At 44.0% G+C, this 23,090-nt stretch carries 21 protein-coding genes and 1 pseudogene; all 22 read left to right on the forward strand.

Annotated elements, in window-relative coordinates; translation table 11 throughout:
- The first annotated feature begins 42 nt into the window (after nucleotides 1-42).
- The 22 genes and pseudogenes from rho to GT674_RS06230 all read left to right on the forward strand — a co-directional run bounded on the left by rho (nucleotide 43) and on the right by GT674_RS06230 (nucleotide 23,053).
- A complete protein-coding gene (gene rho, locus GT674_RS06125; protein ID WP_161284887.1) occupies nucleotides 43-1,461 on the forward strand; it encodes a transcription termination factor Rho in 1,419 nt (472 codons plus the stop codon).
- A gap of 119 nt (nucleotides 1,462-1,580) precedes the next feature.
- Nucleotides 1,581-1,784 carry a 50S ribosomal protein L31 gene (rpmE, locus tag GT674_RS06130; protein ID WP_022215410.1) on the forward strand — a complete coding sequence of 68 codons (204 nt, stop codon included), beginning with the start codon at nucleotides 1,581-1,583 and terminating at the stop codon, nucleotides 1,782-1,784.
- Nucleotides 1,785-1,856: 72 nt separating this feature from the next.
- A complete protein-coding gene (locus GT674_RS06135) occupies nucleotides 1,857-2,834 on the forward strand; it encodes a DUF1385 domain-containing protein (RefSeq protein ID WP_161284888.1) in 978 nt (325 codons plus the stop codon).
- A 38-nt stretch (nucleotides 2,835-2,872) separates the two neighbouring features.
- Nucleotides 2,873-3,766, forward strand: coding sequence for a peptide chain release factor N(5)-glutamine methyltransferase (gene prmC / locus GT674_RS06140; protein ID WP_161284889.1), 894 nt, complete (start codon nucleotides 2,873-2,875; stop codon nucleotides 3,764-3,766).
- Nucleotides 3,759-4,835 carry a peptide chain release factor 1 gene (prfA, locus tag GT674_RS06145; protein ID WP_161284890.1) on the forward strand — a complete coding sequence of 359 codons (1,077 nt, stop codon included), beginning with the start codon at nucleotides 3,759-3,761 and terminating at the stop codon, nucleotides 4,833-4,835. Before prmC ends, prfA begins: the two co-directional genes overlap by 8 nt.
- Before the next feature lie 16 nt (nucleotides 4,836-4,851).
- Nucleotides 4,852-5,769, forward strand: a complete 918-nt coding sequence (locus GT674_RS06150) for a nucleotidyltransferase family protein (protein ID WP_161284891.1) — start codon at nucleotides 4,852-4,854, stop codon at nucleotides 5,767-5,769.
- A 31-nt stretch (nucleotides 5,770-5,800) separates the two neighbouring features.
- Entirely contained in the window at nucleotides 5,801-7,150 is a 1,350-nt protein-coding gene (glmM, locus tag GT674_RS06155) for a phosphoglucosamine mutase (protein ID WP_161284892.1), read from the forward strand.
- Nucleotides 7,147-8,295: a tetratricopeptide repeat protein gene (locus tag GT674_RS06160; protein ID WP_161284893.1), complete on the forward strand. Its 1,149-nt coding sequence runs from the start codon at nucleotides 7,147-7,149 to the stop codon at nucleotides 8,293-8,295. Before glmM ends, GT674_RS06160 begins: the two co-directional genes overlap by 4 nt.
- A gap of 4 nt (nucleotides 8,296-8,299) precedes the next feature.
- Nucleotides 8,300-9,550, forward strand: a pseudogene (hflX, locus tag GT674_RS06165) (GTPase HflX).
- Nucleotides 9,551-9,720: 170 nt separating this feature from the next.
- Nucleotides 9,721-12,096, forward strand: coding sequence for a ribonucleoside triphosphate reductase (locus GT674_RS06170; RefSeq protein WP_161284894.1), 2,376 nt, complete (start codon nucleotides 9,721-9,723; stop codon nucleotides 12,094-12,096).
- 135 nt (nucleotides 12,097-12,231) lie between these two features.
- Nucleotides 12,232-12,651 (forward strand): amino acid-binding protein, encoded by a 420-nt coding sequence (locus tag GT674_RS06175; protein ID WP_161284895.1) that lies wholly within the window; start codon nucleotides 12,232-12,234, stop codon nucleotides 12,649-12,651.
- A gap of 8 nt (nucleotides 12,652-12,659) precedes the next feature.
- Nucleotides 12,660-13,364 carry an AzlC family ABC transporter permease gene (locus tag GT674_RS06180; protein ID WP_161284896.1) on the forward strand — a complete coding sequence of 235 codons (705 nt, stop codon included), beginning with the start codon at nucleotides 12,660-12,662 and terminating at the stop codon, nucleotides 13,362-13,364.
- Between the two features lie 4 nt (nucleotides 13,365-13,368).
- Nucleotides 13,369-13,689 (forward strand): AzlD domain-containing protein, encoded by a 321-nt coding sequence (locus GT674_RS06185; RefSeq protein ID WP_161284897.1) that lies wholly within the window; start codon nucleotides 13,369-13,371, stop codon nucleotides 13,687-13,689.
- Between the two features lie 163 nt (nucleotides 13,690-13,852).
- Nucleotides 13,853-14,617, forward strand: a complete 765-nt coding sequence (locus tag GT674_RS06190) for a YveK family protein (RefSeq protein WP_161284898.1) — start codon at nucleotides 13,853-13,855, stop codon at nucleotides 14,615-14,617.
- A 20-nt stretch (nucleotides 14,618-14,637) separates the two neighbouring features.
- Nucleotides 14,638-15,357: a CpsD/CapB family tyrosine-protein kinase gene (locus GT674_RS06195; RefSeq protein WP_161284899.1), complete on the forward strand. Its 720-nt coding sequence runs from the start codon at nucleotides 14,638-14,640 to the stop codon at nucleotides 15,355-15,357.
- A gap of 17 nt (nucleotides 15,358-15,374) precedes the next feature.
- Nucleotides 15,375-15,785, forward strand: a complete 411-nt coding sequence (locus tag GT674_RS06200; protein ID WP_161284900.1) for a hypothetical protein — start codon at nucleotides 15,375-15,377, stop codon at nucleotides 15,783-15,785.
- Entirely contained in the window at nucleotides 15,782-16,804 is a 1,023-nt protein-coding gene (locus tag GT674_RS06205; protein WP_161284901.1) for an LCP family protein, read from the forward strand. Before GT674_RS06200 ends, GT674_RS06205 begins: the two co-directional genes overlap by 4 nt.
- A gap of 59 nt (nucleotides 16,805-16,863) precedes the next feature.
- Complete coding sequence (locus tag GT674_RS06210; RefSeq protein WP_161284902.1) at nucleotides 16,864-17,493, forward strand: hypothetical protein; 630 nt, start codon at nucleotides 16,864-16,866, stop codon at nucleotides 17,491-17,493.
- Between the two features lie 216 nt (nucleotides 17,494-17,709).
- The gene (locus GT674_RS06215) at nucleotides 17,710-18,408 is read left to right on the forward strand and encodes an ABC transporter ATP-binding protein (protein ID WP_161284903.1); all 699 of its coding nucleotides are present in this window, start codon (nucleotides 17,710-17,712) and stop codon (nucleotides 18,406-18,408) included.
- A gap of 14 nt (nucleotides 18,409-18,422) precedes the next feature.
- Complete coding sequence (locus GT674_RS06220) at nucleotides 18,423-20,738, forward strand: ABC transporter permease (RefSeq protein WP_161284919.1); 2,316 nt, start codon at nucleotides 18,423-18,425, stop codon at nucleotides 20,736-20,738.
- Nucleotides 20,739-20,901: 163 nt separating this feature from the next.
- Nucleotides 20,902-21,693, forward strand: coding sequence for a shikimate kinase (locus GT674_RS06225; RefSeq protein ID WP_161284904.1), 792 nt, complete (start codon nucleotides 20,902-20,904; stop codon nucleotides 21,691-21,693).
- 229 nt (nucleotides 21,694-21,922) lie between these two features.
- Entirely contained in the window at nucleotides 21,923-23,053 is a 1,131-nt protein-coding gene (locus GT674_RS06230) for a substrate-binding domain-containing protein (protein ID WP_022215391.1), read from the forward strand.
- The last annotated feature ends 37 nt before the right edge of the window (nucleotides 23,054-23,090 follow it).

The following is a 23,090-nucleotide window of genomic DNA, read 5'->3' on the forward strand; positions in this document are numbered from 1 at the left end:
GGAACAGTTACGATTTTTGAAATTGAGAAACAGAGGTTTTTTATGAGAGAAAAATATGAATCATTGTCATTGGCGACATTAAAAGATTTAGCAAAGGCAAGAGGTTTAAAGGGGATTTCCACTCTGAGAAAGCCGGAACTGATCGACCGTATGCTGCAGGAAGATGAAAGAGAAGCAGCGGTCCAAAAAGAAACATCCCCTAAGACACAGGAAAGCGTGCAGACAGAAAAGTCTGAGGAACCGGTGAGAGAGCAAAGAAATTTTGACAATCCAGGTGAAAGACCGGTACGTCAGGAATTTCGGGCACGTGAAAACAGAGAGACGGCACAGCTTGACAGTGGAGAGAAGGCAAACGGTATTCTGGAAGTACTTCCGGATGGATATGGTTTTATCCGCTGTGAGAATTATCTGCCGGGCGAAAATGATATCTATGTTTCACCGTCTCAGATCCGTCGATTTAATCTGAAAACAGGTGATATTCTGAAAGGAAATATCCGGATCAAGACGCAGGGTGAGAAATTCAGTGCACTTCTCTATGTGGATTCTATTAATGGATTTCATCCAAGTGAGGGACCGAAGCGATATAATTTCGAAGATATGACACCGATTTTTCCGAACGAAAAGCTTCGGATGGAGCGTCCGGGGGGAACGGTCGCGATGCGTATCATGGATCTTTTGAGTCCGATCGGAAAAGGGCAGAGAGGTATGATCGTATCTCCGCCGAAAGCAGGTAAGACCACGCTTCTTAAGGATGTGGCAAAATCTATCCTGCAGAACAGCCCATCCATGCATCTTCTTATTCTTCTGATCGATGAACGTCCGGAGGAGGTAACGGATATTAAAGAAGAAATCCAGGGTGATAATGTAGAAGTTATTTATTCTACGTTTGATGAGCTCCCGGAACATCATAAGCGTGTTTCAGAGATGGTTGTGGAGCGTGCACGCCGCCTTGTAGAGCATAAGCAGGACGTTACAATCCTCCTTGATTCCATCACGAGGCTTGCAAGGGCTTATAATCTCTGTGTGACTCCGAGCGGAAGGACACTTTCCGGTGGTCTGGATCCAGCGGCACTTCATATGCCAAAGCGGTTTTTTGGTGCGGCGCGTAATATGAGAGAGGGCGGAAGCCTCACGATCCTTGCCACAGCTCTTGTAGATACCGGAAGTAAGATGGATGATGTGATTTATGAGGAGTTCAAGGGAACGGGTAATATGGAACTTGTTCTGGATCGTAAGCTTCAGGAGAAACGTGTATTCCCTGCAATTGATATTCAGAAATCTGGTACCAGACGAGAGGATCTTCTTCTTACAAAAGAAGAACAGGAAACGGTCTACAATATGCGCAGAGCCTTGAACAGTCTTAAGGCGGAAGATGCGGTAGAACAGATTCTGAATATGTTCTCAAAGACAAAGACAAATGAAGAATTTGTCCAGATGGCCAAAAAACAGAAATTTTTATAAATAGCTTGCAATTCTATATTCACTGTGTTATAATCAGAAAGCTGTGAAATAGTAAATTCGTAATTATTCAGTAAATTAATACGAATAGAAAATAGAACAAACATAGAGAGGTGAAAATCATGCGTGAAGGAATCCATCCGAACTACTATCAGGCAACTGTAACCTGCAACTGTGGAAACACATTCGTAACAGGATCTACAAAGAAAGATATCCACGTAGAAATCTGTTCCAAATGCCATCCATTCTATACAGGACAGCAGAAAGCGGCTCAGGCTCGCGGACGTATTGATAAGTTCAACAGAAAATACGGCTTAAACAAATAATTATAACGAGAGAACAGGTTGAGGTTGGGAAATCTCAACCTTTCTTTGCTTCTTGGGACAATGGAGTGACATATGAAACCATCGAATATTGGCGGACAGGCGGTAATGGAAGGCATCATGATGCGTCATAAGGACAAATATGCAGTTGCGGTACGCCGTCCGGATAAGGAAATAGAACTGAAGGTTGAGGATTACAAGTGTACCTTCGGGAAGGCGGCATTCTGGAAAAAGCCGATCATCCGGGGAGTAGTCAGCTTTGTGGACGGTCTTGTAGTCGGAACCAAATGTCTTATGTATTCGGCTGAGATAGCCGGAGATGAGGAGGACGAGGAAGAAGCAGCAAAGAATGCGAAGCTTACTGAGGAAGAACTTTCTGCCAAGAAACAGAAAGAAGCAAAGCAGTTCCAGTGGCTTCTGTACATAACCGTTGCCTTTTCCATCGTGATATCTGTTGCAGCATTTATGCTGCTGCCGTATGCACTGGCAAGTCTTCTTCGTAAAGTAGGAGCTTCTGAGTTTGGAGTTACTGTGGCAGAAGCCTTTGTAAAACTTATACTGTTTCTTGGATACATGCTTCTGATTTCCAGGATGAAGGACATTCAGAGGACGTTTATGTATCATGGGGCAGAGCATAAATGTATTAACTGTGTGGAACATGGAATGCCGCTGACAGTAGAGAATGTAATGGCAAGTTCCAGACAGCACAGACGATGTGGAACCAGCTTTCTGTTTCTTGTCATGCTGGTGAGTATCTGTCTGCATTTTGTTTTTGTACTGGTGCCGGTCTACTGGGTGCGGCTTTTCGGCAGACTTCTGATGGTGCCGGTCGTTGCCGGGATTTCCTTTGAGATGATCCAGTGGGCAGGAAGAACAGACAGTAAGCTGGCAGATTTTTTCAGCAAACCAGGTCTGGCAATGCAGAAACTCACAACCAAAGAACCTACACCTGATATGGTTGAGGTGGCGATAAAGGCAGTAGAGGCTGTCTTTGACTGGAAACAATATCTGAAAGATGAATTCGGCTGGGAGCCGGACGAAGAAAAGGAGTAACTGTTCGTGAGAGAACAGTAACGAGAATGAGGAAAACCATGCAGACATTTCATGAATTGCTGACACAAGGGATACAGCTTCTGATGAATGCAGGAATTGAAGAAGCCAGGTTGGATGCCTGGCTCCTTCTGGAATATACAGCAGATATCAGCCGCGCCTGGTATTATGCTCATCCTGAGTCAGAAGTGAATGAAGAGATCGTGTCGGAATATCTTAGTTTATGTCAGAAAAGAGCAGAGCATATTCCACTGCAGCACCTGACTCATCAGGCCTGCTTTATGGGATATGATTTTTATGTGGATGAAAGAGTCCTTGTGCCGAGACAGGATACAGAGGTTCTGGCTGAGGAGGCACTGCATCAGTTAAGGAATATAAGGAATCCGAGAATCCTGGATATGTGCACGGGATCCGGCTGCCTGCTTTTGAGCCTTCTCATGGAATTTCCGGATGCGATCGGGACAGGTGTGGATATTTCAGAGGCTGCACTTGCAGTGGCAGAGAGAAATCGAAAGAATCTGGAACTGGAGAAGCGGGCAGTTTTGGTACAAAGTGATACATTTTCAGGAGATTATTTTCAGAAAAACAGTGGAAATATATCCCTGGAATATGATATGCTTATTTCAAATCCGCCTTATATACCGACAGAGGATATTGGGAAACTGATGGAGGAAGTACGTTTTCATGACCCGGTACTGGCACTGGACGGACGGGAGGACGGACTGTATTTTTATCGCAGGATCACGGAGCAGGCAGGTAAATACCTGAAACCCGGCGGCTGGCTCATGTATGAGATTGGCTGTGAGCAGGGGGCAGACGTATCTGCGATCATGCAGGGAGAAGGATTTACTGAGGTGACCGTGAAGAAAGATCTGGCCGGGCTGGACAGAGTTGTAATTGGAAAGAAACAAATGCAGGAGGAACAGCATGTTTGATAAATTGGACGACTTGCTGATTCGTTTCGAGGAAGTACTGAACGAGCTGGGTGAACCGGGCGTGACAGACAACCAGGAACGTTTTCAGAAGCTGATGAAGGAGCAGAGTGATCTGCAGCCTATCGTGGACACTTATACAGAATATAAGAAAAACAAAGAGACTATCCAGGACAGTCTTTCTCTTCTGGAGGAGGAGAAGGATGAAGATATGCGTGAAATGCTCAAGGAAGAGCTTTCCGATGCAAAGAAGCGTGTGGAAGAACTGGAACAGGAACTCAAGATCCTGCTTCTGCCGAAGGATCCGAATGACAGTAAGAATGTTATCGTGGAGATCCGTGCAGGTGCAGGCGGTGATGAGGCGGCACTTTTTGCTGCTGAGATCTACCGTATGTATGTGAAGTATGCAGAATCCAGAAGATGGAAGACAGAGATGATGAGTCTCAATGAGAATGGCATCGGTGGATTTAAGGAAGTTACATTTATGATCCAGGGTCAGGGAGCCTATTCCAGACTTAAATACGAAAGTGGTGTACATCGTGTACAGCGTGTACCGGAAACAGAATCCGGCGGACGCATCCATACTTCAACCTGTACTGTGGCAATTATGCCGGAGGCAGAGGAGATTGATTTCCATCTTGATATGAATGACTGTAAATTTGATGTATTCCGTGCATCTGGTAATGGTGGACAGTGTGTCAATACCACAGACTCTGCTGTACGTCTGACCCATATTCCGACGGGAATCGTTATTTCCTGTCAGGATGAGAAGTCACAGCTTAAGAATAAGGACAAAGCACTTAAGGTACTTCGTTCCCGTCTGTATGAGATGGAACTGGCAAAGCAGCATGACGCTGAGGCGGAGGCGAGAAGAAGTCAGATCGGAACAGGTGACCGTTCCGAAAAGATTCGTACTTATAACTTCCCGCAGGGACGTGTAACAGATCACAGGATCAAACTTACCCTGCATCGTCTTGAGAGTATTCTGGGCGGTGATCTGGATGAGATCATTGACAGCCTTATTGCAGCAGATCAGGCAGCTAAATTAAGCTCGTTAAATGAAGAAGAATAAAAGGGAGGAACCTCAAATGAAAAAAACCGCACTTGTAATTATGGCAGCCGGAATCGGAAGCCGTTTTGGAAAAGGAATCAAACAGCTTGCACCAGTAGGACCGAATGGAGAGATCATTATGGATTATTCTATCCATGATGCACTGGAGGCTGGATTTAACAAGGTTGTATTTATTATCCGTAAGGATCTGGAGGAAGAATTCCGCCGTGTGATCGGAGAGAGAATTGAGAAAATTACAGAAGTTGCTTATGCATTCCAGTCTCTGGATGACCTTCCGGAAGGATTTGAGAAACCGGCAGACCGTACAAAACCGTGGGGAACCGGCCAGGCCGTACTTGCCGCCAAAGCCGTTCTTGATGAGCCGTTTATGGTAATCAATGCAGATGACTACTATGGCAAAGAGGCTTATGTCAAGGTTCATGATTATCTGGTTCAGGAGCAGCCGGAAGATGGAATCCTTCATATCTGCATGGCAGGTTTCCGCCTTGGAAACACCTTAAGTGACAATGGAAGTGTGACAAGAGGTGTATGCCATATTGAAGATGGCGCACTGGTCGGTGTTACAGAAACACATAATATCTTTAAGACAGCAGATGGTGCTGAGACAAGAGATGACAACGGAAATGCAGAGAAACTTGATGTGAAGAGTCTTGTTTCCATGAATATGTGGGGACTGACACCGGTATTTATGGAGACTCTGGAAAAGGGATTTGTTGAGTTCCTTGAGAATGTAGAAGAAGGTGACATCAAGAAAGAATATCTCCTTCCGGAAATGATCGACCGTCTGATCAAAGAAGGCAAAGCAAAAGTAGATGTACTTGAGACAAAGGACACATGGTTTGGTGTGACCTATCAGGAGGACAAAGCTTCTGTGACAGCAGCATTCAAGAAACTCGCAGAGGACGGAGTATATCCGGCACAGCTTTATAAATAATAGAATTTAGATTGAAGGAGAGCAACAGAACATGGGTAAATATTTTGGAACAGATGGTTTTCGTGGAGAAGCAAATATACAATTGACAGTAGATCATGCATTTCAGGTAGGACGTTACGTGGGATGGTATTATGGGAGAGAGCATAAGGCCAAGATCGTGATCGGTAAAGATACAAGAAGAAGCAGTTATATGTTTGAATATGCACTGGTTGCGGGACTGACAGCTTCTGGTGCGGATGCATATCTTCTTCACGTGACAACTACTCCAAGTGTTTCTTATGTTGTCCGCACAGAGGATTTTGACTGTGGAATCATGATTTCTGCAAGTCATAATCCGTTTTATGATAATGGAATCAAGCTGTTGAACGGAAACGGACAGAAAATTGAGGCAGAGGTAGAAGCCCGGATTGAAGCATATCTGGATGGAAGACTTGAAAAGCTTCCGTATGCGACCAGAGAAGATATCGGACGTACCGTTGATTTTGCTTCCGGACGTAACCGTTATATTGGTTACCTGATCTCAGTTCCGAGCTGTGATTTCAAGAATGTCAAGGTTGGTCTGGACTGCTCCAACGGAAGTTCTTCTGCGATTGCGAAGAGTGTCTTTGATGCATTAAGAGCAAAGACCTATGTGATCAATAATGAACCTGATGGAACAAACATTAACAGAAACTGTGGTTCCACACATATTGAGGTATTGCAGAAATATGTTGTAGACAATGGACTGGATATCGGATTTGCTTATGATGGAGATGCAGACCGCTGTATCGCAGTAGATCATAAGGGAAATATCATTGACGGGGACAAGATCCTGTATGTGTGTGGTAAATTCCTTAAATCCCAGGGCAAGCTCAAGGGAAATACGGTTGTCACTACAGTCATGTCTAATATGGGACTGTACAAAGCCTTTGAAAGAGATGGCATTAACTATGAGCAGACTGCGGTTGGCGATAAGTATGTGGCAGAAAACATGATGGAAAATAATTACAGTCTTGGAGGCGAACAGTCCGGACACATTATTTTCAGCCGTCATGCTGCAACGGGAGACGGAATCCTGACTTCTCTTATGATCATGGAAGCCTGCATCGAACAGAAAGCAACTCTTTGTGATCTGGCAAAAGAAATGAAGGTATATCCGCAGATACTCAGAAATGTCCGCGTGGCAGACAAAAAAACAGCAAGAGAAAATCCGGCAGTTATGAAGGCGGTAGAGGAAGCAGCAAGAGCGCTTGGAACTGACGGACGTATTCTTGTAAGAGAAAGTGGTACAGAGCCGCTGATTCGTGTAATGGTAGAGGCCGGTACAGAAGACATCTGTGCACAGCATGTAAATCACGTGGTTCAGGCAATGGAATCAGAAGGATTAATTGTGAAAGAATGAGAAATCAAAGAATCATATGGCTACTGTCAGTCGGTCTTGGAGCATTTTTGCTGACCGGCTGCGGCGGAGAACAGAAAAAAACATATGAGCAGGCAAATACAGATCTGGAGCAGGGCAACTATGACTATGCGCTGAATGAATACCAGAGCTGTATTTCGGCCGGATATAAACTGTCAGATTCCTACAGAGGTTCTGGAATCGTGAAATTGCGCACAGGGGATTATCAGGGAGCAATCGATGATCTTACCAGCGCATTGAATGATGAAGAAACAGGGAAATCTGACAGGAAAGATATTCTGGAATATCGTGCTACGGCAGAACTGAAGGCAGAACTCTATGATCAGGCAATGGCTGACTGCCAGACCCTGGCAGAGGATTATTCTCTGACTGCAAACGATTATTATCTTACAGGCTGTGTAGCCCTTGCGATGGATTCCTATGACGAAGCTTCTTCTAATTTTTCGAAGGCTTATGGTGATGAAGCGACCTATGAGATGGCGATTCAGATTTATGAGGCATATCTGGGACATGATATGGAGGCTGACGGAACGAAATATCTGGAAGCTTCACTCAAAACCGAGGCAAAGACAGCAGAGGATTACTGTGAGCGAGGTAAAGTCTATTATTATATGGAAGACTATGATAATGCCAGAACAGAACTGAATGCGGCTGCTGACAAAAACAGTACAGAAGCTGTGCTGCTTCTTGGCATGGTATATATGGCACAGGGAGACACTGCCGGTGCACGCAGCTTTTTCCAGCAGTATATTGAGGCAGACGGTGAAGATCCGGCAAAGGGCTATAACGGGCTGGCACTCTGTGATATTGCAGACGGATCTTATGACAGTGCACTTGAGAATATCAGTAAGGGACTGGGAGATGCGGAATCAGATGAGATGCAGGATCTTCTCTTTAATGAAATCGTAGCTTATGAGAGAAAGATGGACTTTGCAACAGCGCTTTCCAAGACACAGGAATATGTGAATATGTTTAAGGATGATCAGGCAGCAGCGAAGGAACTGATCTTCCTGCAGTCGAGAGTTGGAAATCAGTCATCTGAAACAGAAACAGATACATCTGCGGAAAGCACAGCACAGGATAATACAGCAGATACTACTACAGATGGATCTTCCGAGGAGAACTGAGAATATGCAGCTTTATGAATTTAAAGAAACGCAGGAGCGAGTGATACTCATTGGAGTACAGACAGGCGTGGGAGATGATGTTGAAGCTTCCCTGGATGAACTGGATGAACTTGCATAGACAGCCGGAGCAGAAACGGTTGCAAAAGTAATCCAGAACAGGGAGGCAGTTCATCCCGGCACTTATATCGGTAAGGGGAAGATTGAAGAAGTGGCATCTCTTCTGCGTGCACTGGATGCAAATGGCGTGATCTGTGATGATGAGCTGTCTCCGTCCCAGCTGAATAATCTGGAACGGGAGCTGGACTGCAAGGTTATGGACAGAACACTTCTGATCCTTGATATTTTTGCGAGAAGAGCAGTATCCAGTGAAGGTAAGATTCAGGTGGAACTGGCTCAGCTCCGTTATCGTGCAGCAAGACTTGTCGGCCTTCGGGAATCTCTTTCCCGTCTGGGCGGTGGAATCGGTACAAGAGGACCGGGCGAAAAGAAGCTGGAAACAGACAGACGACTGATCCGTACCAGGATCTCTGCACTTAAGGCAGAGCTTTCACAGGTGGAGAGACACAGAGAACTGATCCGAGGAAAACGTTCCAGAGGCAGCCTCAAGACTGCCGCAATCGTCGGATATACCAATGCAGGAAAGTCGACGCTTCTGAATACACTCACAGGTGCCGGAATACTGGCGGAGGACAAGCTTTTTGCTACATTGGATCCAACTACGAGAGTACTGGAACTAAAGGACGGACAGCAGATTCTGCTTACGGATACAGTAGGATTTATACGCAAGCTGCCGCATCATCTGGTAGAAGCCTTCAAGAGTACGCTGGAGGAGGCAAAGTATGCAGATTATATCATACATGTAGTAGATGCTTCTAATCCTCAGGCGGAGCTTCAGATGTTTACAGTCTATGAAACATTGAGAGAACTGGGGGCAACAGGTAAAAAAATCATTACACTTCTGAATAAGCAGGATAAGGCACCGGAAACCGGAATTCGTGACCTCAAAGCGGACTATACGGTAAAGTGCTCTGCGCGTACAGGCGAAGGTCTGGATGAGTTCAAAGAAGTTCTGGCTAAGCTTCTGGCGGAAGAGCAGATCTATCTGGAGGAATTATATCCTTACAGCGAAGCCGGCAAGATTCAGAAAATCCGTGAATTCGGAAGTCTTCTCTCAGAAGAATATCGTGAGGATGGAATTTTTGTGAAGGCCCGTGTGCCAGCAGAACTCTTTGTTTCCGTGATGCCAAAAGCCTGAAAAGGTACGGAAAACAAGGAAAAAGGGCTTTTTATATATGTTAAAAACAAACACTATATAGTTGTGAAGCGTGAAAGACGACACAATATATAGTGTTTTTGCGTATTGACGCAAAGGATATAGTCTGATACAATAGGTCTACAGCGCAAGACAGGGAGGTATGGTGCAGCATGTTTCAGGTAGTTAAACGTGACGGAGAGATCGCTGACTTTCAGATGTCCAAGATCACTTCAGCCATTGACAAAGCATTTGACGCAAAAGAAAAAATTTACAGCAAGGATATAATCGATCTTCTGGGGCTTCGGGTTACTGCAGATTTTCAGAATAAGATCCAGGATAATAAAGTAACCGTTGAGGATATTCAGGATAGCGTAGAGGATGTGCTGATCCAAGCCGGTTACAGTGATGTAGCGAAGGCATATATCCTCTATCGTAAACAGAGAGAAAAGATCCGTAATATGAAATCCACGATCCTCGATTACAAAGAAATTGTAGACAGCTATGTAAAAGTCGAGGACTGGCGAGTAAAAGAAAATTCAACAGTAACATATTCTGTCGGAGGACTAATCTTAAGCAACTCCGGCGCAGTGACAGCCAATTACTGGCTTTCTGAGATATATGATAATGAAATCGCAGAGGCACACAGAAATGCAGATATTCATATTCACGACCTGTCAATGCTGACAGGATACTGTGCAGGATGGTCACTGAAGCAGCTGATCCAGGAGGGACTTGGTGGAATTGAAGGCAAGATCACTTCTGCTCCTGCGAAGCATTTGAGCGTACTCTGTAATCAGATGGTTAATTTCCTCGGGATCATGCAGAATGAATGGGCGGGAGCACAGGCGTTTTCTTCCTTTGATACTTATCTTGCTCCATTTGTCAAGGCAGACGGACTTACTTATCCGGAGGTCAAGAAATGTATTGAATCCTTCATTTATGGTGTGAATACCCCAAGCCGCTGGGGAACACAGGCTCCGTTTTCAAATATCACACTGGACTGGACAGTTCCGGATGATCTGGCAGAGCTTCCTGCCATCGTAGGCGGTAAGGAAATGGACTTCAAGTACAAGGACTGCAAGAAAGAAATGGACATGGTGAATAAGGCATTTATCGAGACGATGATTGAAGGTGATGCCAATGGAAGAGGGTTCCAGTATCCGATTCCGACCTATTCTATTACGAGAGAGTTTGACTGGTCCGATACAGAAAACAACCGTCTTTTATTTGAAATGACAGCAAAATACGGTACTCCGTATTTTTCCAACTACATCAACAGCGATATGAAACCGAGCGATATCCGCAGCATGTGCTGCAGACTCCGTCTGGATCTGCGGGAACTTCGCAAGAAGAGCGGTGGATTCTTTGGCTCAGGGGAGAGTACAGGTTCTGTGGGCGTTGTAACGATCAATATGCCAAGGATCGCATATCAGTCTTCCACACCGGAGGAATTTTATCGCAGGCTGGATCGGCTGATGGATATTTCTGCAAGGTCACTTCATATTAAGAGGGAGGTGATCACGAAGCTTCTGAATGAAGGACTGTACCCATATACAAAGAGATATCTTGGAAGCTTTGACAATCATTTTTCAACGATTGGCCTGATAGGAATGAACGAGGCAGGATTAAACGCCAGATGGCTTGGCTGTGATATGACTGATGTACGTACCCAGAAATTCACAAAAGAAGTTCTGACGCATATGAGGAATCGTCTGTCTGACTATCAGGAGGAATATCCGGGAGAACTCTTTAATCTGGAGGCAACTCCGGCAGAGTCAACCTCGTATCGCCTGGCAAAGCATGACCGCAAACGCTGGCCGGACATTCGCACAGCAGGAAGTAAGGGAGATACACCGTATTACACCAATAGTTCTCATCTTCCGGTTGAATTCAGTTCAGATATTTTTGATGCACTGGATATCCAGGATGAGCTTCAGACACTGTATACTTCAGGAACTGTATTTCATGGTTTCCTCGGAGAGAAGCTTCCGGACTGGAAGGCAGCGGCATCCCTGGTCCGCAAGATTGCAGAGAATTACAGACTGCCGTATTATACGATCTCACCAACCTATTCTGTATGCAAGGAGCATGGTTACTTAAGCGGCGAACATTTCACCTGTCCGAAGTGTGGCAAGAAGGCTGAAGTTTACAGCCGTATCACAGGATACTATCGCCCAGTACAGAACTGGAATGACGGCAAGGCTCAGGAATATAAGAATCGTACGTTATATGATGTGACACATTCCACTCTCAAGAAAGTCCACACCAGCATGGTTACAATGACAGAGGATGATGTCAGAGTAGAACCGGTGGAAACACATAAATATCTTTTTACAACCAGCACCTGCCCGAACTGCCGCATGGCAAAGAAGATGCTGGAAGGTGAAGAACTGGAGATCATTGATGCAGAGAAGAATCCGGATATGGCACGTCAGTTTGGAATCATGCAGGCCCCAACGCTGGTCATTACAGATGGAGAGCATCTTAAGAAATATGTGAATGCATCCAATATCCAGAGATATGTAGATGAAGAACTGGATTCATAGGATTACTGTAAATGGAGTAAATAATAATACAAACCGTCAGGAACATTAAATGTTTCTGGCGGTTTACTTTTATCAGAAAGGGAGTATAATGGTAAAAGCTGAAAGATATATATACAGGATGAGGAGAGAGAACAAATGATCAGACAGAATATCGTATTTATCGAAAACAAGGCAGGAAGTCTCCAGAAAGTAACAGAACTTCTTAAAGAAGCAGGAATTGATATCTATGGGTTTGCATGCTTTGACGCACCGGAGTTTGCATTGTTCCGTATGGTAACAGATAAAGCAGAGGAAGCAGAAAGAGTCCTCACAGAAAATGGCTATATGAATCGTGTGACAGAGGTGATCGCAGTTGACATCAAAGATGAGGTTGGAGGTCTGAATACAGTACTTAAGGTACTGGGAGAGTGTAACGTAAATCTTGATTACATCTATACTTCCTACCACAGAGGAAACAGCCTTCCAATCATGATCCTTCAGACAGATGATGTCTTTGTTACAGAGAGTGTGCTGCATAACAATGGCTTCCATGTGCTGAATAGTCTGGAGGGCTGAGAAATATCATGAACAGTGCAGCATTTAAGCGGGGACTGCATGACGGTGTTCCTATTGGACTTGGATATTTTGCAGTATCCTTTACTTTTGGCATGATGGCAGCGGCGGGTGGGATTTCCGCGGGAGCTGCCGTACTGATCTCACTCACAAATCTTACCTCCGCAGGTCAGTTTGCAGGAATCGAGATTATTTTTGCGTCCGGTTCATTGTGGGAGATGGCACTGACACAGCTTGTGATCAATCTGAGATATTGTCTGATGTCTTTTTCACTTTCCCAGAAGCTGGAACGGGGTACTTCCACGGGGCACAGGCTTCTGGTTGCTTTCGGAGTTACGGATGAGATTTTTGGTGTAAGTGCAAGCCAGGAGGGACGTGTCAGTCCCTGGTATAATTATGGTGTCATGGCAGTGGCAATTCCGGGATGGACGCTGGGAACTCTGGTCGGGGCAGTATCCGGGAACCTTCTGCCGGACTTTCTGGTCAGTGCTTTAAGCGTGGCAATCTACGGCATGTTCCTTGCTGTGATCATACCACCGGCAAAGAAAAACAGGGCAGTCCTTGGAGTTGTGATCGGAGCAATGACAGTCAGCACAGTTTTTGCGGTTGTACCGGTATTAAGAAATGTATCGGCTGGCTTTGTGATCATCATTACAACGGTACTGGCAGCAGGAGTGGCAGCGTATTTCTGTCCGGTTTTGGAAGAGGAGGCGTAGAGAGATGAAGCCAAACATATATATCTATATTCTGGTCATGGCAGGCGTCACATATCTGATCCGTATGCTTCCCCTGGCTCTTTTTAAGAAAGAGATCACAAGTCCGTTTGTGAAATCGTTCCTATATTATGTACCATATGCCTGTCTGGCAGCAATGACCTTTCCGGCCATTCTTACAGCAACAGCAGGAGGGATCCTGTCCGGGCTGGCAGGACTTATGATAGCTTTGATCGCGGCATACAAAGAGAAAAGTCTTCTCACAGTAGCACTATTTGCCTGTGCGGCAGTGTTTGTGACAGAGCGGATTATGGGATTTATGATGTAAAAGAAGAAATGTACAGCAAAAAAGACACATTCTGCATAATATGTGGAAGTTTTGTTGATTGACACTCTCAATGTGTGTATGTTACTATGGTAGCTGCATATATAGGGTATTGTGCCGAGGCATCTGGAAATATGCCTAATAAACAGAGGAAGGGAATTATACGATGTTAGAGAATTTGAATTCATATCTTGATGATCCGGTAGACGGAAACAGACAGGATGATGAGGTAGAGATTGATCTGCTTGAGATTTTTTTTGTACTGAAATCTAAATTTTTGATTCTTCTGACAGTGGGACTGCTTGTGGGATGTCTCTGCGGAGTCTTTACAAAGGTTGCAATGACTCCGGTATACACCTCGACATCAAGCATACTGGTTCTGTCAAAAGAAACGACACTCACTTCTCTGGCGGATATTCAGCTGGGAACCAGTCTGACAAGTGATTACACCGTATTGATCAAGTGCACTCCTGTTCTTGAGCAGGTGATTAAGAATCTGAAGCTGGATATGAACTCAGATGTTCTGAGAAACAGTATCTCTATAGTGAATCCGTCAGACAGCCGTATTCTGGAAATTTCCGTGCAGAATACAGATCCGGAAATGGCTAAGAAGATTGTAGATGAGATTGCCAATGTGGCATCTGCTTATATCGGAGACAAGATGGAGGTTATTCCACCTAAGATCATTGAGATAGGCAAGATTCCGACAGTTCAGTCTTCACCAAGCATGAAGAAGAATGTAATGATGGGATTTATTCTTGGTATCGTTGCAGCAGCAGCAATCATAGTCGTAGTTACGATCATGGATGACACTCTGAAATCAGAAGACGATATCGCGAAATATCTCGGGGTTTCTGTTCTTGCGGTAGTTCCGGACAGAAAAGATTATGTTAACTATAAAGGAAAGAAGCGTAAGAAAAAGAGACATTGATTCAGATGGAGGAACCTTAAATGAGGAAAGTTGCGATAAAAGATATCAGAAAGCAGGATTATTTCTACAGTGAAGCTATCAAGACGCTCCGTACAAACATTCAGCTTTCCGGTAAAAGCATTAAGACAATTCTGGTGACAAGCTGTTTTCCCAATGAGGGAAAGAGTGATGTTGCACTCAGCCTGGTACAGGAATTGAGCAGTATCGGTAAGAAAGTTCTTCTTATCGATGGTGATATCCGTAAATCAGATTTTGTGATTCGACTTGGCATAGAGCAGGAAGTAATTGGTCTTTCTCAGTTCCTCAGTGGACAGGCAGAAATCAAGGATCTGATCTGTTCTACCAATTATCCGAATCTTCATATCATATTCGGTGGTCCGGTTGCACCGAATCCATCGGGTCTTCTCAGTGAAGATCTGTTCCGAACCTTCATGAAGGAGATTAGAAATTACTATGATTATATTGTGGTAGATACTCCTCCGGTTGGAAGTGTCATTGATGCAGCAGTGATCGCAAGATACTGTGACGGAGGAATCTTTGTTATCGAACCGGGAGTCGTAAGTTATAAGCTTGCACAGAAATGTATCCGTCAGATAGAGAAGAGTGGATGCCGCGTTATTGGTGCAGTAATGAACAAGGTGGATACCAAGAGGGATAAATATTATTCTTCTTACTATAAACACTATGGCAGTTACTATCAGAAACTGGCAACGGCAGAACAGACTGAGAACACAAAATAAAAGAAAGCAGGTTGAACGTGAGCTGGAACAGTAGAAAAAATAACAAGTTTACGAATATTATTCTGGTGATCATCTGTATTGTGCTGATTGTGATCTTGGGAAGCTTACTGCTGACAAATCGCAAAGAAGTAAAACAGGAATCAGAACGTCTGGAGAACCTCTCTCAGAAACAGGAGACAGGGATTGAGGATTATGAAGCTGTGAAGGAGCATGCATCTGAATTGAAAGAAGAGGCTGATGAAGAAGACGAGGATGCAGCAGACGCTTCCGGAAAGGAAGAGAAGGCAGAAGCCGACAGGACATCTTCAGATGCCGATGAAACTGCAGAGGATGCCAAGCCTTTAGAGACAGATAAATCTTCAGATGCCGATAAGGCACAGAGTACTGACAAGAGTGATACAAAGGCCGGGGACAGTGATAAGAAATGAGAACTACAGGAAGGCAGCCGCACAGACGAAGTAAGACACCGGTGATCTTCATAGTTGCTGTGATCGTTCTGGCAGCGGCACTGACAGTCGGATATTTCCTGTGGAAACAGACACAGGGAGTTGTAAAGACGGGTACAGTAGGCGGAGAGAATGAAATGGTTTCATCATCGGATCAGAATACGGTGGAGTATGAGGGAAGTACATACACATACAATGATCATCTGAGCAATTATCTGTTTATGGGGATCGATTCATCGGAAGAAGTCAGCAATATGGAGAGTCAGATGGATGCAGGTCAGGCAGATTCCATCTTTATCGTTTCGCTGGATCGTGCAGAGGAGACGCTTCAGGTGCTTTCTATTCCGAGAGATACGATTACAGAAATCGAGGTTTTTAACCCGTCAGGCACCAGTCTTGGAATGACAGATAACCATATCAACCTTCAGTATGCCTACGGTGATGGTAAGGAAGAAAGCTGTGAACTGATGAAGACAGCGGTTTCGAACCTCCTTCACGGACTGCCGATCCAGGGATACTATTCTATGAACATCAGCGGTATCTCAGAAGTAGGAAAGCTGGTGGGAGATGTGGAGATCGTTGTACCGGATGACAGCCTGGAGGAACATGACCCTTACTTTAAAGAAGGAGCAACGGTCATTATCAATGGCGACAATGCAGAAGAATTTCTGCGTTATCGAGATACAGGGAAGTCACAGAGTGCACTGGTGCGTCAGCAGCGTCAGAAAACTTATCTGAAAGCATTGATACCAAAGCTTCAGGAGAAAATGCAGACAAACTCCTCATTTGTAGGAAGTCTGCTGGACGACATTCAGCCATATACAGTAACGAATATGGGAAATGATGTCTTTGTAAAACTTCTGAATGCAGCGGGAAACAGCACGTTGGAAACGCAGACAGTTCCCGGTGAGGGCGTAGAAGGAAAGTATTATGATGAGTATCATGTGAATGAGGACGAACTATATAGATTGATTCTTTCTATGTTTTATCATAAAATATGAGAAGATAGTTAGCACGTAAGTACTATTATCTAAATAAAATCTAAAAGGAGAGATGTAAGATGAAGCTCAGAAAACGTATCATGGCATGTGTTGTTGCAGCAGCAGTAGTAGTTACTTCAGCAGTGACTGCAATGGCAGCAGGAAGTATTGATAAGAATGGCAAAGTAAACGGCAATCAGATACCAAATGGCTACAAGCTTGAAGTTACAAAAGAAGACACACCTGTTTACCCGGAAATTCAGAAAATATATAAAATTCTTCCGCAGGCAATTGCTTCTGTAAACAAGGGTGAATACAAAATGAAAGATTTCATTGCTGACATGAACAAGGAAGCTGCCCAGAATACAGACCTTACTGAAGCTGCCAAAGAAAATCTGACACAAATTGCTGAGAAACTGGAAGGAACAGAATTCGTTACTGTTTTCTATTCTCTGAAAAAAGAAGAGAACTTAGGCGTAGAGATCAAGAAAACAGAAGATGGCAAATATAAAGTACCTCTTACTGTTGAGAACCTCACAAAAGATTTAACAGGTCTTAAAGTTCTTGCTTACAATACAGTAAAAGGTGAATGGGAGATCATTGAGATCCCGGCAGATGCTATCGACGTAGAGAATCACACAGTTACATTTGCACTGGAAGATATTTCCCTGTTCTCCATTATTGCTGATGACCCGGCAGCAGCGAAATAATCGCTTCGGAATTTAAGATTAAATAATCAAACAAATCAAACCCCTCTGATGATCAATAAAAGATTGTCGGAGGGGTTTTCTTTATACTGTGTAATAAGAATTTGTTGATAAAGTTTTTCAAGTAAGAAACTGCGGCATTGACAATAAAGATAGTTTAAACTAACATAATAGTCATAAGGTTACACTGAGCTAACAGGATATGAAAAGGAGACTATTATGTTTTTGGAAATAAAAGATATCCATAAGTCCTTCGGAACGGGAGAAAGTCGGATAGAGGTACTGAAAGGCCTGGATATGGAAATCGGGAAGGGGGAATTCTGCGTATTGCTGGGACCATCAGGCTCCGGCAAATCCACACTTCTGAATATTATCGGCGGCATCGAGAGTGCAGATGAAGGGAGCATTTCCATAGAGGGTGAATATCTGGCTGATATGACGGAAAAGAAATTATCACAGTACAGGCGGAAACATCTGGGATATATTTTTCAGATGTACAATCTGATCCCGAACCTGACAGTACGCGAAAATATAGAGGTCGGGGCATATTTAAGTGACCATGCGCTGGATGTGGATGAGCTTCTGCAGATTCTGGGACTTACAGATCATCAGAAAAAGCTCCCGAACCAGTTATCGGGTGGCCAGCAGCAGAGGACTGCAATTGGCCGTGCAATCGTCAAGAATCCGGATATTCTTCTCTGTGATGAACCTACGGGAGCCCTTGACTACAATACCTCCAAGGAAATACTGAAGCTGATTGAGACGGTTAACCTGAAATACGGAAATACAGTTGTCATGGTTACACACAATGATGCGATCAAAGATATGGCAGACCGTGTCGTAAAACTCCGTGATGGAATGATCCGCAAAAACTATCTGAACGAGCACAAGATCCCGGTGGTAGATCTGGACTGGTAAGGGAGGTGCGGATGATGAAAAATCCATTAAGAAAGCGTATTCCGAGAGAACTCAAAAGCGAGATTGGAAAATACCTAGTGATTTTTCTGCTCATGCTCGGAACCATCGGTATGGTATCCGGTTTTCTGGTGGCGGATGGAAGTATGATCAAGGCATATAATGAAAGCTTTGAAAAATACAATATTGAAGATGGAAACTTCCGCACGGGAGAAAAGGTATACCGTGGGCAGAGAGAAGCAATGGAAGAGCAGGGAATTAAAATCTATGAAAATTATTATATAGAAGAGGCTTTGACAAACGGAAGCACGATGCGGTTTTTCAAGAACAGAGATGAAGTCGACAAAGTATGCATCATGGAAGGAAGATTACCGAAAACAACTGGAGAAATTGCGATTGATCGTATGTATGCCGACAATAACAGCCTCAAAATCGGAGACACCCTGAGCAGTGGCGATAAAACCTGGAAAATTGCAGGGCTGATAGCACTGTCAGACTACAGTGCCCTCTTTCAGAATAATAATGATTCGATGTTTGACGCAGTTAAATTTGGAGTTTCTGTTGTCACGCCGGAGGAATTTGATTCTCTGGATCAGGAAAAACTGCAGTATAACTATTCCTGGATCTATGATAAGAAGCCGAAAGACGAGAAAGAAGAAAAAGAAGTATCAGAGGATCTTATGAAAGAGATGGGGAAGGTTGTCACTCTGGAAAATTTTGTCCCGAGGTACCAGAACCAGGCGATTATTTTTACCGGGGATGACATGGGCGGAGACAAGGCGATGATGGTCATGCTTCTTTATATTGTTATTGCGATCATGGCATTTGTCTTTGGTATTACGACTGGCAATACGATTACAAAGGAAGCGGGTGTGATCGGTACTCTCAGAGCTTCCGGTTATACAGGAAACGAGCTGATCCGACACTATATGACCCTTCCGGTGCTGGTCACGCTGGCGGGTGCACTGGCTGGAAATGTGCTTGGATATACTGTGTTCAAAGACGTATGTGCGGGAATGTACTATGGAAGCTACAGCCTTCCGACCTATGTGACGGTATGGAATGCGGAAGCCTTTCTTATGACGACAGTGATACCGATCGTAATCATGGTACTGGTGAATTATGGAATCCTTCATCACAAAATGCGGCTTTCCCCACTGAAATTTCTGAGAAGAGATCTTTCCGGAAAAAAACAGAAGCGTGCAGTTTCTTTAAGTCCGAGGATGAAGATTTTTACCAGATTCAGATTTCGTGTGATCTTTCAGAATATCAGTAATTATCTTGTCCTGTTTGTAGGGATTCTTTTTGCAAACCTGTTGTTAATGTTCGGATTGTTGCTTCCGTCGGCTCTGGATCATTATCAGCTGGAGATCCAGAATAATATGCTGGCAAAATATCAGTATATGCTGTCAATGCCGGTGAGTATCCTCGGAGGCGGAAATAAACTGGACAGTCTGGTGGATATGCTGCTTTTTTCGCACGACACACAGACGGATAATGAGGATGCGGAAGAATTCAGTGCCTATTCACTGAACACACTTCCGGGGAAATATAAAAGTGAAGAAATAGTTCTCTATGGAGTGAAAGAGAACAGCAGATATATCCAGGCAGATTTTTCGGAGGGTGTTTATATTTCAGAAGCTTATGCGGAGAAATTCAGGATAGATCCGGGAGATACCATTACCTTGAAAGAAAAATACGAGGATGATGAGTATTCCTTCTTGGTTTCAGGAATTTATGATTATACAGGTTCGCTATGCATCTTTATGGAGCAGGAGAAATTAAACCGTATGTTTGATCTGGGGGATGATTATTTCAGCGGATATTTCAGCAATACCGAGATCACAGATATTGACACAGGGTATATCGGCTCTGTCATCGATCTGGACGCGCTGACAAAGATCAGCCGTCAGCTGGATGTTTCTATGGGAAGCATGATGGGAATGATCAATGTTTTTGCAGTTGTGATCTATATGATCCTCATTTATCTGCTGTCCAAGATCATCATAGAAAAAAACGCCCAGTCTATTTCCATGACCAAGATTCTCGGTTATACAAATGGAGAGATCAGTAGACTTTATATCCTGTCGACCTCTCTGGTGGTCATTCTCTGGCTGCTGTTGAGTCTTCCGATAGAAACTGCGATCATGGAAGTTCTTTTCCGGGAAATGATGCTCGCGAGTATTTCGGGCTGGATCACACTCTGGATAGATCCGAAGATTTATGCAGAGATGTTTGGTGCGGGAATTCTGACCTATGCAGTGATCGCATTGCTGGAATACAGAAAAATCTGCAGGGTACCTATGGGGGAAGCTCTCAAAAATGTAGAATAAAATCCACACTTTATATTGTTAAAGCGTTAAATAGCTGTTATAATAAGAACACGAAATTGTTCACAGTAAAGAATTCTATCAATATGAGATATAAGTAACTGTGAGGGTACTGAACAGTTACAGATATAAATATAACAGAGGTGAACGGAAAAGAGGAAACGATATGAGTCAGCTGGATATACTGAGAGAGAGTCTGGGACAGTGCGATGAGATCCTTCTGGATGCACTGCTTATGCGTAACAGAATTGTAGAGGATATTATGGTATACAAAGAGGCCAATGATATTCCGATTCTTCAGCCAGAGCAGGAGGCAAAGCAGAAGGAATGGCTTGCCAGAAGAATGGAAGGAAAGCGCCACAGAAACGAAGTAGATGCTGTTTTTGAGGAAATCACCAGAAACAGTAAGAAGATTCAGGCACGCAAGCTGTTTGATTATAATATCGTACTGATCGGATTTATGGGAGCGGGCAAATCCACAATCTCTGATTTTCTGAAGACTGTTTTTGCCATGGACGTGGTAGAGATGGATCAGATCATTGCAGAGAGAGAGGGAATGTCCATCTCTGATATCTTTGAGACTTATGGAGAGGAGTACTTCCGTAATCTGGAGACAGAGCTGCTGATCGAGATGCAGTCCAGGAAAAACGTGGTTATTTCCTGCGGCGGCGGTGTTCCGATGAGAGAGCGCAATGTTGTCGAGATGAAGAAAAACGGACGTGTAGTTCTTCTCACCGCTAAACCGGAGACCATTCTGAACCGTGTCAAGGACAATCATGACAGACCGCTTCTGGAAGGCAATAAGAATGTCGATTTTATCGCAGAGCTGATGGAGAAAAGACGCGAGAAATATGAGGCTGCCTCTGATATTGTTATCGAGACAGACGGCAAGGACAAGCTGGAGATCTGCGAAGAACTCGTACACAGCCTCCGCGCCCTGGATGCAGAGAGTAAATAAGGCAGCAAAATAGCATACAACTCCCTGTCAATAGCATAATTTTACTATCATTTATAAAGATTTTACTAAAATATCCAGATGAGTCCCATCTGGATATTTTTTTCGCAAAAATTGAAAGGTGCATCAAAAAACAGTCCATTTTGTTTAATATATCCATATGGTATTATAATCTCATCAAAAAGCTATACGAAATAGCTAATAAGAACGAATAAAAAATGGGAGGTTTCTTATGAAGAAAAAATTAGTTTTAGCGATGGCAGCAGCAATGGCAATCACATCCTGTGCAGTTCCTGCATTTGCTTCTGATGATGCAGCAGGCGGCGGAAAGATCGGAATTTCCATGCCGACACAGTCTCTGGAGCGTTGGAACAGAGATGGTTCTTATCTGGAAGAACAGTTCAAAGCAGCTGGCTATGATGTAGAGTTGACATACTCCGACAACGAAACAGACCGTCAGGTAAATGATATCCAGAACCTGATCTCCGACGGAGTTGACCTTCTGGTAGTTGCAGCTATCGATGGTGAAGCACTTAACACAGTTATGGATGAAGCTAAAGATGCTGGAATCCCGGTTATTTCTTATGACCGTCTGATCAAATCCGATGCAGTTTCCTACTATATTTCCTTCGATAACTACACAGTAGGTACTCTTCAGGGACAGTACGTAATCGATACTCTGGATCTTGACAATGCAGGTGACAAAACTTACAACATCGAGTTCACAGCAGGTGACCCGGCAGATAACAACGCTGGATACTTCTTCAACGGTGCTTACGATACTCTGAAACCTTATCTGGATGCAGGAACATTAAACGTAGTTTCCGGACAGACAGATTTCGACTCTGTTGCAACAGCTCAGTGGGATACACAGACAGCTCTCGAAAGAATGCAGAACATCCTCGCTTCCTACTATGCAGACGGAACACAGCTTGATGTAGCTCTTTGCTCCAATGACTCTACAGCACTTGGTGTTACACAGGCGATCGAGTCTGACTATGCAGGCAAAAATGACGTTCTGATCACAGGACAGGACGGTGACGAAGCAAACCTTGCAAACATCGTTGACGGAAAACAGTCCATGACCGTTTACAAAGCAGTTGCAAACGAAGCAGTCGTAACACTTGACCTTGCAGAAGCAATGCTGAAAGGTGACACAATTGATGAATCTCTGATCACAAACTCTGGCTGGGATTTCGATTGTGCATATGATACAGAATCCTATGAAACATCTGATGGAAACAAATGCCCATCCTTCCTGCTTGTTCCTACAGTTGTAACCAAAGACAACATGAAAGAAGAACTTGTTGACACAGGATACTACACACAGGACGATGACGGATACCTTCATCCAGCAGGCTGATTGACGAAGCAGAGCCAGTAACTATCAACAAAAAACA

Origin of the sequence: Blautia sp. BIOML-A1 (genome assembly GCF_009883055.1) — a bacterium.
Classification (GTDB): domain Bacteria; phylum Bacillota; class Clostridia; order Lachnospirales; family Lachnospiraceae; genus Blautia_A.

Coding starts and splice junctions, on each gene's coding strand:
- rho (WP_161284887.1), top strand. CDS start 43: ATGAGAGAAAAATATGAATCATTGTCATTGGCGACATTAAAAGATTTA.
- rpmE (WP_022215410.1), top strand. CDS start 1,581: ATGCGTGAAGGAATCCATCCGAACTACTATCAGGCAACTGTAACCTGC.
- GT674_RS06135 (WP_161284888.1), top strand. CDS start 1,857: ATGAAACCATCGAATATTGGCGGACAGGCGGTAATGGAAGGCATCATG.
- prmC (WP_161284889.1), top strand. CDS start 2,873: ATGCAGACATTTCATGAATTGCTGACACAAGGGATACAGCTTCTGATG.
- prfA (WP_161284890.1), top strand. CDS start 3,759: ATGTTTGATAAATTGGACGACTTGCTGATTCGTTTCGAGGAAGTACTG.
- GT674_RS06150 (WP_161284891.1), top strand. CDS start 4,852: ATGAAAAAAACCGCACTTGTAATTATGGCAGCCGGAATCGGAAGCCGT.
- glmM (WP_161284892.1), top strand. CDS start 5,801: ATGGGTAAATATTTTGGAACAGATGGTTTTCGTGGAGAAGCAAATATA.
- GT674_RS06160 (WP_161284893.1), top strand. CDS start 7,147: ATGAGAAATCAAAGAATCATATGGCTACTGTCAGTCGGTCTTGGAGCA.
- GT674_RS06170 (WP_161284894.1), top strand. CDS start 9,721: ATGTTTCAGGTAGTTAAACGTGACGGAGAGATCGCTGACTTTCAGATG.
- GT674_RS06175 (WP_161284895.1), top strand. CDS start 12,232: ATGATCAGACAGAATATCGTATTTATCGAAAACAAGGCAGGAAGTCTC.
- GT674_RS06180 (WP_161284896.1), top strand. CDS start 12,660: ATGAACAGTGCAGCATTTAAGCGGGGACTGCATGACGGTGTTCCTATT.
- GT674_RS06185 (WP_161284897.1), top strand. CDS start 13,369: ATGAAGCCAAACATATATATCTATATTCTGGTCATGGCAGGCGTCACA.
- GT674_RS06190 (WP_161284898.1), top strand. CDS start 13,853: ATGTTAGAGAATTTGAATTCATATCTTGATGATCCGGTAGACGGAAAC.
- GT674_RS06195 (WP_161284899.1), top strand. CDS start 14,638: ATGAGGAAAGTTGCGATAAAAGATATCAGAAAGCAGGATTATTTCTAC.
- GT674_RS06205 (WP_161284901.1), top strand. CDS start 15,782: ATGAGAACTACAGGAAGGCAGCCGCACAGACGAAGTAAGACACCGGTG.
- GT674_RS06210 (WP_161284902.1), top strand. CDS start 16,864: ATGAAGCTCAGAAAACGTATCATGGCATGTGTTGTTGCAGCAGCAGTA.
- GT674_RS06215 (WP_161284903.1), top strand. CDS start 17,710: ATGTTTTTGGAAATAAAAGATATCCATAAGTCCTTCGGAACGGGAGAA.
- GT674_RS06220 (WP_161284919.1), top strand. CDS start 18,423: ATGAAAAATCCATTAAGAAAGCGTATTCCGAGAGAACTCAAAAGCGAG.
- GT674_RS06225 (WP_161284904.1), top strand. CDS start 20,902: ATGAGTCAGCTGGATATACTGAGAGAGAGTCTGGGACAGTGCGATGAG.
- GT674_RS06230 (WP_022215391.1), top strand. CDS start 21,923: ATGAAGAAAAAATTAGTTTTAGCGATGGCAGCAGCAATGGCAATCACA.